The sequence below is a fragment of the Microcystis sp. LE18-22.4A genome, from assembly GCF_027531105.1.
Classification (GTDB): domain Bacteria; phylum Cyanobacteriota; class Cyanobacteriia; order Cyanobacteriales; family Microcystaceae; genus Microcystis; species Microcystis aeruginosa.
In genome coordinates this window covers 1-11,550 of record NZ_JAPZRB010000412.1, presented here as the reverse complement: position 1 = coordinate 11,550, position 11,550 = coordinate 1, and the positions used below count along the sequence as shown (strand labels likewise).

Here is an 11,550-nt window from a genome sequence, read left to right as displayed (position 1 = left end):
TAGACTTTTTGTCAATCAAAAAGTACCAGATATGGGAGTGGTCGGGGGGAAAATCCCTGGACTTTTTCCCTGAAAATTAGGTAATTTACCCGATGAAAATGGGTAAAACCCCACACCCCACACCCCACACCCTACACCCTGCCCCTAGGAAAAACTTTTTCAGCAGACCCCAATTACACGGCAGCAATTATCTCTTGATCATTTCTATCAAAACCCCTGAGTCTTCAGCGTCTAACCCCTCGATAATCCTATTAACAATTAGTTCGGAAAAATCCTCACAGGAGTTGACTAGACAGGGTTTTAGCAATCAGATGTACTGCATTTCAACTGCCTATTGAGAATTTTAGTACAGTGGCTGCTCCCAATCTTGCCAACAACGGTGAACAGTTACTGTTCATCCCTCAATACACTTGCTCCCAGAGCTTCTAGGGTTTCTTGCAGCATTTCAGCGCGAGATACATTACCCTGATTTTTCAATAATTGTAGGCCTTTTTGCCAAATCTCGATCGCCTCATTATAACTACCGAAAACTATATAAGCAACCCCTAGATTTTGGTAAATAGTGGGATTATCCGGGTTTAACTTGAGAGCTTTTTTATAAGCTTTAATCGATTCTGGTAGCCGGTGCAGTTGTTTGAGAACCAGTCCTAAATTATAGTAACCATCGGCATAGCTAGGATCAATTTCTACGGTTTTCTCAAAGATAGATAAGGCCGTTTCGTATTTTTCTGCTTCGTATAATAACCCACCTAAATTATTATAAGCACCCAGTTTTAATTTATCTAAAATTGGCTGCTTAATCGCTTTAATAAAATTATCGGCTGATTGCTTAAATTCCTCTACTGAATAATAATAATTAGCGAGATGATAATACAACTCGTATAAAATATGCGGATTAGAGCCATGGCATTTTAAACCGTGTTTGAGCAGCTTAAAACCCTCTTTATCCCTGCCAATCTTCAGATATAACCCTCCCAATTTACTACACACATAGGGATCGTGGGGATGTTGCTGATAAAAACCCTCCATCGCTTTTCTTGCCCGTTCAAACTTATCTAAGCTGGCTATTTTATCCACGGTGTAACCGTAGTGAAAGATAGCAATTTCTGGCAGTTCAACTATTTTCCAATTAGGCTCTTTTTTTAATAAAATAGCCACATTATCATCAATAATTGAGTGATAGGGACGGGTAAAAGTGACCTGAGGATGTCGGCGAAATAGCCGCGAAATTAGAGAATAAGGTGATTGTATGGCTCCGATTTCATGGCGGATTAAATTAATCACTAAATTTTCCTCTTTTTCCATTGCCCGACGCATTTTCGGTACGATAGCGGCATTTAATTCCTCATCAGCATCAAGGACTAAAATCCAATCGCCAGTAACATATTTTAAAGCCTCATTTCTGGCATCGGAAAAATTACCCCGCCAATCGTAGCTAGGAACTATGGCACCGTAACTTTGAGCAATAGCAATCGTATCATCGGTCGAACCCGTATCCATAACGATCATCTCATCCACCACCCCTTTAACGCTATCCAAACAGCGCCGGAGATTTTCGGCTTCATTTTTGACAATCATGCAGAGACTAAGTTTAGGCATAACTTTACTCACTCTAGCGGTCAATCTTGAGGGATAGCGGCTAATCAATAACCCACTGATTAGCGCTCACCGATTATCGATCATCCTCTGAGTCTACCTTAAACCGTTCTACCGAAGAAAGCAGCTCCCGGGAGATACTCACCAATTTTTGCAGAGAACCCGCCACCCGTTGGGATTCTTGGGAAGTTTCCTGAGCGGTTAACTCCACCGACTGCATAACTTGGGCGACATTGAGGGAATTTTCCCGTTGTTTAACCGTATCGGCGGTAATCGATCGCACCAGCGTATCGATGCGATTAGAAACTTGGATAATATCTTCTAGGGACTTCTTCGCCTGTTCCGAGCGCTCGGTGACATCGATAACCTGTTGAATCCCTTCCTCCATCGCCGTCATTACCGAACCCGTTTCCGATTGGATATGTAAAACGATCTGTTCAATTTCCTTAAGCGATTTAGCAGCTCTATCGGCCAACTGACGCACCTCATCGGCCACAACCGCAAAACCGCGGCCCGCCTCTCCTGCTTGCGCCGCTTGAATCGAGGCATTAAGAGCCAATAAATTGGTCCGTGAGGCAATCTGAGAGACTACCGCGACAATTTTCGAGATTTCCTGGGAAGCTTCCGCCAAACGCTTGACTTTTCGCGCCGTTTCTGATACGGTCTCGCGGATTTGTAGAATTCCCGCCACGGTTCTTTCCACGGAATCGCCCCCCTTCAGGGCGGTAATCGAGGAAGTGCGAGCGACTTCTTCGGCTTCTCTGGCGTTTTCCGCCACCCGTTGAATTGAGTCGGTCATCATCTGTACCGAATTAAGGGTGACGGCCAATTCCTCCGCCATCCGCAGGGCATCGCTAGACTGATTGCGGGCGAAAGATTCACTATTGGTACTGCCTTGATTCACCTGTTTGGCCGCTTTTTTCACCTGTCGGACAATTTCGCGCAGGTTTTGGATAGTCAAATTAAAAGCATCGGCCACCGCCCCTAAAACATCGGCGCTTACCTCCGCTTCCACGGTCAGATCTCCCCGAGCCGCTCCTTCCACATCATCGAGAAGTCGAATCACTTGCCGTTGTAAGTCTTCCCGTTCCCGTTCCGTTTCGGCGGCGCGGCGTTGGGCTTCCGTGGTGGTAGTTACCACCACCCGAGCCATCTGATTGAAACGATTGGCCAGTTGACCGAATTCATCTTCCGAGTAGATCGTCGCTTTAGCGTTAAAATTACCTTCCGAGAGATGATCGAATTGGCTTTGCAGATCGTTGAGACTGCCCTTAATCTGACTAATTAGCAACTGTAAACCTAGCCAAGTCAGGGCTAGGGTTCCCAGTCCGGTTAATAACATCATGGTTAGTACCGGTTGACTGAAGGGGGAAAGACTGGCTGAGGCTGGCGGTTTCGGGGCCGGTTTGGGGGCAACCTTTTCGGTTTTTGCCTGGCTATTCGGGGCTGGTTTGGCAGCCAAGAGCGTAGAAAGCCAAGAGGTGGTACTAACGGCAAAAATTATGATCACAGGGGTAATACCCGCTAAGGCCGCTAGGATTAGTTGTTTTTTGCCTAAAGAAGCGTTGACAAAAAAGCCTAATTTGCCCGGATTGACTTCCACCACTGGCTTGAGCAAGAGTTCGGAGGCATGGGTAAGATGACTATCTCTTTTGTCATTGGGGGTTTTTAGACGAGAAGGATTAAAACTAGGCTCTCCCACACCAGAACTGGCATTAAGGCGCGCACTGGGTTCGGGGAGAAAACCACCACTTAAAGCTTCCCCCCCCGAAGGGGTAAATAGCTCCCAGTCCCCCAGTCCTTGAACCGTATCCGTCAGAGCCAGTGGGGAAAAACCGTCTAAATCCTCATCATTGAGTTCTGGTTGCCCAAAATCTCCGGTTTCGTCTTCCTCGTCTCTTTTTTGAGTGACTCTGCCCTGATTAGGGCCAGTTTTTGCCCCTTGTGGGTGGGTCGATTCCGGGTCAATGGCAAAAGTGCTTTCTTCTAGGGTATCCCTATAGGATAACTCCTGATCTCTACCGGTGAGGGGATTTCCCCCCAGAGCAGAGGAAACCATAAAAGTGGCTTCTCCCGTTGACCCTAACTCACCGTCCCACCCTTCCTCCAGCGAGTCAATCTCCGCCGCTTCTAAAAAGGGGAAAGGGGCTTCCCCCTCCGCCGAATCGCTAGACCACTGGGAACCGTGAGAGCCGGGGCCCGGCAGGGTAAGGACACTAAAGGCGGTTTCCTCCGATTCCTCAAAATCATCGTCATAGGAATGGACTTTACTTACCGTAGGCTCGCTGGGATCCTCCTCATTGAAAAGACTACTATTCCAATCCAGCCCTTTATTTTGTCCATCGGGGTCAGCCCCTTGCGACTTCCAGGAGCGAGAATGGTTAAAACCTTGACCTAGATCGAAAGCTGCCTCGCTGTAGGCAATGCTTTCCGTAGCAGCGATCGTAAAATCTCCCTCCTCGGCTTCAAAACGCAATTGCCGAATCTGATCGAGACCACGCTGGGCATAATCGGCTAGATCGGAACTATTGGGAGAATTTTTAGCCAATTGCAGCACTTTTTCGTAACGCTCCTCCGCCAATCTGTATTGTTGTAGTCCTAGATGAATGTGACCCTGTAAAAGCATGACATTGGCATCCTCGGGATACTTGCTGATCATCTCTTTGACAATGATGGCGGCATCCTCAAGGTTGCCCTGGCAATAGGCGGTGTTAGCCTTTCTATAAAGTTTTGCGTATTCTGTCCCTGACGGCATTTGCCCCTCCCCTAGTAAAGTTAAATGAAGTAGTTAGTAGTTTCAAGAAAGAATTCCTATAAATCCTATTCTGCTATTTTTTTCAGGTTTTAAGCTGCCCAACGGGCAAAACGGAGTATGGCCAGATGATCGAGTAGTCTTAAGGTTTTTTTTGATTCTTGGCCCAGAATCCACTCTCCCTGCACATAGAGGGCGATCTGATCGGGAATACTGGCGGCACTACCTAGTTTATCTGGGTCGAGCCATTCCATATCTCCCAAACGTTCCACCGCTAAACCGAGGATCGTTTCCTCTTCTTTGATCGCAATTATGGGAATTTCGGCTCGATCGGTGTTTAAGCGGCTGCTATCCCCCAAAAATTGCCCGAGATCCGCCACCCAGATCACTTGACCCCGGAGATTGATCGTGCCGAGGAGCAAGGGTGAAGCATTGGGAATGGGGGTAATGCGATCTAGTGGTTGCTGTATTACCTCGCAAATTCCCACGGCACTAAGGGCAAACTCGTCCTGAGAGGGTAGATAAAATCGCAAGTACAGTTCACCGACGGGAGTTTGTAATTCCTGATTGTCGGGGGCGATATTTTGAGCGTTACCAGCAAAAAAATCGGCGTTGTTAAGCATGAGTTTAGTTCTCTTGCAACTAATAATTCGGGCGGCGTTTTTAGCTGTCTTGACCTATGCCATAGCTAGACTGTCCCCGGTGAGGGCGATTTTATCGGCGCAACAGTTGTTTAATGGTATAAATGAACTCAATCGGTTCAAAGGGCTTGACAATGTAGGCATCGGCTCCGATTTTCATGCCCCAATAGCGATCAAAGACTTCCCCTTTCAAGGAACAAATGACCACCGGGACATTTTTGGTTTTTGGATCCGACTTGAGACGACGACACAGCTCATAACCATTCATGCGGGGCATGACGATATCGAGGACGACGAGATCCGGATTGGCTCTCTGAATATGTTCGAGGGCTTCCACCCCATCCGTGGCGATCGTGACCTTAATGCCGCTATTGCGGAGTAGATCACAGATCAGTTCCCTTTGCGTTTGGCTGTCTTCTACCAGCAATATTTCGCTCATAACTCCCTACCTAGCTAGGCTGCCAAGAACAACAATGGCAAAAGATGCCCGATAATAGTCCCCGTTGACCGGATGATCCGAAATTTCTCTCATTTTTGCCTCCAACGCAATCTGAAATTTATCAGGGGTTTCCCTCTAAACAAGGACTTGATTCACCGCTCAACTAAACTTACTCAAACTTACTTAAAAGCCTGAAAGCTTAGTCATTCGTAGTGGGTCAAGCACGGAGCGGGTTAAACGGCAAACCCCTTATTCCCTGGTCAATGACATCAGGAATTACTTTTCTAATGATGTTAAATGCCCCATTGACATCGGCATTTAACAACTGATTTGTTCCCATTTTATACAGTCCCCTAGCTAACCTTTTTCCCTTAAATAATGGTTTTTCTTCACCATATTTCGGTAACTCATTCCTATCTAAAGCACTCGATTGTGAGGTAGAGGATTCTTCAGTTATTATGACTTTTATTCCTTTTAATTGACCTTTATAGGTTAACATTTCTATTAATCTATTATGAGGAATATTGACAAATTGTTGATTATTCCTTTTTCCTAGATTAAGAGATTGTTTCATCCCCTCATTATGCCCAACTATTAACGTCCCTATTTGAGGTCGAATACACCAATCTATTACTCTTTTGCTGGCTGTGTGTAGGTAATTTTCTCCTCGACAGTTTCGCTTATGAGTCAGGAGTATCAAGCCTTTAGATAAGGATTGATTATTTCGAGTTTTTAATTGAGCTTGTTGTTTTGACCGTTGTTTGTTGTAGAAGGTGTTAATTGCTTTTAACGGTCTGCCATTGATCAAAAGAGGTGCTACACCTGTTTTATTTGTAGTTACAGCCATTAAGTTATTAACTCCTAAATCTACCCCAGCTATCTGTTGTTTATCTGTGGTTTCCGACCGTCTTTCATATACTATTTCAATGACATAACAGCTACTTTTGGGGACAATTCTCACTGCAATTATTTCTCTCTTGGATGTGGGAATTTTTAAGTCGCTCATAGACAAGTGACAACCCCCCCTTGCCCCCCCGACGTCGGCGGGGTTGGGGGGGTCTTCTTTTAAAGGTTTTTTATAAATTGATTCCTGAGAATATATTAGCAGGTTTCTTCCTTTAGTCTTGTCCTTATACCTAATAATTTTGGGTTTTCCTAAAAACTTTTCAGGCTGTTTTTTCCAAGCTTTAAAAGCAGCAAAATAACTAATCCAAGCTTGCTCTAATCTTCTGATTATCTGCTTGCTCACTTTCGTGGGTAAAGCTAAATAATCTGAGGTTTTAGATACCAGATGATAGAGTTGATTAAAACTCAGTTTTTGGGAGTTTTCAAAGAAATATTGGCGATAATGATAATTAGCTAGATTGAACAGATTTTTTGACAAGAAGGCATAATGGTCAATTTCTGACCAGCAAGGAGGGGATTTGGTGATGATATGGCGTTCAACTAGCTTCATGTCTTGATTATACCTGATAACGTTCTTAAAATCTATCGGTAGCAAAAGCTACTTATTTTAGTTATCTAGCTACAGAAATGAGTAACTTTAAAAAGTTTTAGGTTTCTGTAGTGAACCCTTTCGGGTTTCATCTCTATCGTTCCCAATTCCACCGTTAAAAACCACCGGCCAAGAGATTTTTTTTCGGGTTTGGGGGTTGGGTGTGAGGTTTTAGGGTGTTGGGGTTTAGGATTTTAGGCTTTTAGTTGAAATTCCTCAGTAAAATACTGCGAATCTCGATCTCATTGCAGCTTCCTTCCATAATTTCTCGGAATCTCCCCCAATAGACCCTATTTCTTTTAGTCTAGGAGAAGCATTTATCTTACTTGTGAGGTACAAAGTCTCGGGTTTTGGGCAAGGCCGGAACTGGGAAAGGCTGGAGCAGTAGCTGGTCGTCTGGGGATGATGCCAAATGCCGTCATACTTCCTCTTGATGAGAAACGCTCTCTTAGACCAAATCCGTTTTTAATAGTGTGATTAACTCTCAAGTTATCAATTGTTTCTCCCTACTCCCCACTCCGCAGCTCTAGCGCTCCCTTCTCCCCACACCCCACTCTCCTATACCTTTTAAACAGGATTTAGTATTACCTCCTCTTGTCACTAATAATAAATCTGATAAGCTAATTATGTAACATATTTTTCAGTAAGCTTTACTGAATTTAAACCAGCCCTAGAGATTTTTAGTACAAAAGTTCTAGCTCCCTATCTTTGCTTGTAGCTCTCATGCCGTCTTAACCGATAATTTAGATGTGTAGTCAGCTTATTCACAGCAGCCAGAGGTAAAAAGGGTCAGAAAACACGAGCCGATTTATGAGATTGACTGCCGAATTTTTTGAGACTAGGACAGTACATTTGCGCTGAAAAATCTCCAAAAATTTTCCAGTGGGGAAGAGGGAAAATTGAGAACAAATGTATGAATCAAAAAGAAAAACTCGAATGATAGAAATTAAAAAATTTTTGGGATCGGATGGTTACACCGAAACCACAGACGGGCCGCTCCTAGCCTCGATCGCCAACTCTCTCTAAAACCGATTACCGAAAGAACACGGGAGCATGAAAGCCATTCTCTTTTTAAGCAATGGATGAAATGCGACTCGACGGGTTTTAACCCGTCGTATCCTTTTCCTCTAATTTTAGACTATCAATCCAGTCTTCGATGAGTGCTGTTATGGTTTTGTCTTTCTGGGCAGCATATCAATATAGCTTATTTCTTCTGCGGTCAAAACGAATTGTTAATGATTTAGTCTTCATACATATATAATGAAGCTAAGACGTATTTAAACCGCTTATTCTTAGATTAGCCGAATCTCCCCCCCCCAACCCCAACCCCCCCGACATCGGGGGGGGTGTTGCCTCTTGCCTCGTCTCAACAAGCAATTTAAATTATGAACAGCTTAGTGCATTTATGTTAGTATAACATCAGGAGGTAAAAATACAATGTATAGATGCCAGCAAAATCTAATGAGCATGGATAAACATTTAAAGGCTATCCTTGAGTTCATTTGTGCTGAGTCTCATAAGCTGACTAACTGTGGAATTTATTATGCCCGTCAACTTTATTTCAAAACCCATAAAATTATTGGTAAATTTGATTTAGAGAAAGAGTATAAAAACAACAAACACTATCAAGTTTTATCCTCTCAGGCAGCACAGCAAATACTTAGAATTGTTGCTGAGTCCTTTAAATCATTTAAAGAGCTAAACCAGAAATATAGAAAGGGAGAGTTAACAGATGAGCCTCATCTACCTAAATACATAAAAAAAGAAAGTCTGTTCCTTGTCACTTATCCCCAGCAAGCCCTAAAATGGGTTGATAATCAAATTAGAATCCCTTTAGGAAAAACTGTTAAGCAATGGTTTGGACTTGATAGCTTCTATTGGCCAATGACCTCCAATTTGAGGTTTCAAGAAATTAAGGAATTAAGAATACTGCCCAGAAATCATTGTTTTTATGTTGAGTTTGTTGATGAGAGTAAACCAGTCGAGATTGAGGTCAATCCCGATAATGTGCTAGGTTTAGAGCCTGGTTTAAACAATTGGCTAACAGGAGTTTCTCGTCTTGGTACTAGCTTTGTAATTGATGGAAGGCATCTTAAGTCTGTTAATCGTTGGTACAACAAGCAGGTAGCTACTCTCAAAGAAGGAAAACCTCAAGGATTTTGGTCAACTCAACTCGCTAAAATCACAGAAAAGCGTAATCGACAAATAAGAGATGCTGTTAATAAAGCAGCTAGACTTGTTATTAATCACTGTCTTGAGCATCAAAGGAACAAAGACCAAAAGAGGGAAGGTAATTTAGGCAAAAAGAACCATCAATCTTTTGTTTCAATTCCGACAGCAAAACTCAAAGAACGCATTAGACAATTGTGTGAACAGTGTGGGATTAAGTTTATTGAAACAGAAGAAAGTTATACCTCAAAAGCTTCATTCTTAGACAATGACTCGCTACCTAAATTTGTTGAAAAACCCGAAGGGTGGCAACCATCAGGAAAGAGAACAAAAAGAGGATTGTATCGGACTGCTCAAAATCAGTATATTAATGCTGATGCTAATGGGGCAGCTAACATAATTCGGAAAGTAAGCACAACACTTAATTTTGATTTAAGTCGAGTGTCTAGGGGCGTTTTGACTCGTCCCCAGAAATTCAAGTGCTGGTCAGCTAAAAAGACGCGAAGTCCGCTGAGAATCCTCCGTCATTTATGGGTCGGAGAAGTCAAAAAAACTTTTATTATGGAGGACAACTACTCGTGCTATACCTTGCAGAAGTAAAAAAACAGACTAGAGGTTTTATCGGTGGTTACAAAACCGAATTGAAACTATTGGCCTGTCAGCATAATGATCAGACGTGGAGTGCCATACCGGGGGAAGATATCTTAACCTACGACGAAACTAACTCCCTGGGTGAAGGTGCGCTTCTCTTGGTAAATTTGAGCAATAATCGTCAACTGCAAGGAAACCCGGAATTAGCGGGAGCGGAGATGGTGCGGCAACTGCAAAAGATTTCCCGTTTGATGGAGCGCAGCAAGAAAGATCAAGAGAAAATCGAGCAGTGGAAACAATCCCTCACCTATCAAAGCGAGATTCTCAACCGCCAGAAAATGGAAATGGAGACAAGAATCGAGCAAATTGAACAAATAGAGGCAGAATTCGAGTATTTAGAGCGCAAAAGACAAGAACTGGAAACCCTAAAACAACAATTAAACGAGCAACAGCGACACCTGGAAGAAGGACAAATAAATTGTAACTCCTACCCCAATCTTTCCCCAGAAAAACAACAATTTATTCGCTCTCTAGCGGAGCGTTTAGCTAATAATCATGATCGGGGCAATTCTCCCTCACAAATTATCCATTCCACTCTTGAATCTGTGCAGGAACAACAGACAATTTTAAATAGTTGTTGGCAGAGTTTAGAGGAGCAGAAAAAAGCTGTGGAAAATCGTCAGGTCGCCAACGATGAAATGCTCGATTATCTCGAACAAAGAGCTAGGGAATTAGAGACGAGTCGCAATGCTTTGGAAACGGCTAAAATACAGTTACAAATACAAGAAACTGTTCTGAGTCAAAAACAGGAATTATTCGAGCGCCTTAACCTCACCCTACAAACCACTGATTCTACTCGACAAATGCTCCTTCGTCTCCTGCAAGGGGAAGAACTAGATTTTGATGGTAAAATCGATCTAGAAGCTCTTGAAAAAATGCCTTTAGAAGAATTGGAGAGCTTAGTTAAGAACTTACAAACAGACCTCAAGCGCTGGGAAATTTTTGTCAACGACGAAGAGGAAGAATTAACTCTCCAATGCCAAACCGTGGAAGAATTAGAAGCAAGAATGGCCACAATAGATGAATCCGAGCGAGCTAATTTAGAATCCGAATTAGCCGAGGAACAGGAAAAAAAAGGAATGCTGGCGGCAACTTTGGTCGGACAAAGACGTAATCTCCAGGAAAGGCAAGCTATTCGCTCTCAACATCTGAAAATTCTGCAACGGAGACAGGGTATTTTATCCCCAGAAGATGCCCAAAAATGTAGCTTTGAACCATTGTTAATTTTCCTGGAGGATAGTTATCAAAATAATCTCCAAGAAAGTCAACATTTAGCAGCAGAAATCAAGGGACTACAAGAGGATTTACAAAAAAGCAGCGATACTATTGATGAGCAATGGTCGGATTTAGAGCAAAAAACTCGTGAATTTGAAGAACAGGAGCGACAATGGCGCGATGCTAATCTGGTATTAGTGCGTTTAAAAACTCAGGTACAACAGTACGAAACTTTCCTGCAACCCGTGCAGGATCAACTCGATCAAATCCGTCAAAAACTAGAAACTATTTCCCAGTGGTTGATGCCTATGGAATCTAATGGTAGTGCCTATCATTACGCTATTAACAGTTAGGCTTAATTAGGGTTTGCGGCAAAAAGTTTTTCCTGGGGGCAGGGTGTGGGGTGTGGGGTGTGGGGTGTGGGGTGTGGGGTGTGGGGTTTTACCAGTTTTGAGGTGGCCAATTACCTAATTTTCAGGGAAAAAGTGCCTAAATTTCCCCCCGATCACTCCCAGATCCAGTACTTTTTGATTGACAAAAGGTCTAAAAGTCTTACCCAACAAAGTTTTTAGATTTATTCAGCCAGCCCTAA

The 11,550-nt window shown here is 43.2% G+C and carries 7 protein-coding genes; 2 read left to right on the top strand and 5 right to left on the bottom strand.

Annotation, left to right across the window (positions count from 1 at the left end):
* Window positions 1-387 precede the first annotated feature (387 nt).
* From O9295_RS18165 to O9295_RS18145, 5 genes are all read right to left on the bottom strand, one after another.
* Window positions 388-1,599 carry a glycosyltransferase gene (locus tag O9295_RS18165; RefSeq protein ID WP_288034326.1) on the bottom strand — a complete coding sequence of 404 codons (1,212 nt, stop codon included), beginning with the start codon at window positions 1,597-1,599 and terminating at the stop codon, window positions 388-390.
* Window positions 1,600-1,672: 73 nt separating this feature from the next.
* Window positions 1,673-4,351: a methyl-accepting chemotaxis protein gene (locus O9295_RS18160; RefSeq protein WP_288034324.1), complete on the bottom strand. Its 2,679-nt coding sequence runs from the start codon at window positions 4,349-4,351 to the stop codon at window positions 1,673-1,675.
* An 89-nt stretch (window positions 4,352-4,440) separates the two neighbouring features.
* Window positions 4,441-4,971, bottom strand: a complete 531-nt coding sequence (locus O9295_RS18155; RefSeq protein WP_190722674.1) for a chemotaxis protein CheW — start codon at window positions 4,969-4,971, stop codon at window positions 4,441-4,443.
* Window positions 4,972-5,062: 91 nt separating this feature from the next.
* On the bottom strand, window positions 5,063-5,428 hold the full coding sequence (locus O9295_RS18150) for a response regulator transcription factor (RefSeq protein ID WP_288034321.1): 366 nt from the start codon (window positions 5,426-5,428) through the stop codon (window positions 5,063-5,065).
* Between the two features lie 217 nt (window positions 5,429-5,645).
* Window positions 5,646-6,884 carry an RNA-guided endonuclease InsQ/TnpB family protein gene (locus O9295_RS18145; protein WP_288034320.1) on the bottom strand — a complete coding sequence of 413 codons (1,239 nt, stop codon included), beginning with the start codon at window positions 6,882-6,884 and terminating at the stop codon, window positions 5,646-5,648.
* A 1,476-nt stretch (window positions 6,885-8,360) separates the two neighbouring features.
* Here O9295_RS18145 and O9295_RS18140 point away from each other — a divergent pair.
* Both O9295_RS18140 and hmpF read left to right on the top strand, forming a co-directional pair.
* Window positions 8,361-9,692, top strand: coding sequence for an RNA-guided endonuclease InsQ/TnpB family protein (locus tag O9295_RS18140; protein WP_288034317.1), 1,332 nt, complete (start codon window positions 8,361-8,363; stop codon window positions 9,690-9,692).
* Window positions 9,671-11,311 (top strand): pilus motility taxis protein HmpF, encoded by a 1,641-nt coding sequence (gene hmpF, locus O9295_RS18135; RefSeq protein ID WP_288034314.1) that lies wholly within the window; start codon window positions 9,671-9,673, stop codon window positions 11,309-11,311. Before O9295_RS18140 ends, hmpF begins: the two co-directional genes overlap by 22 nt.
* Window positions 11,312-11,550: the final 239 nt, after the last annotated feature.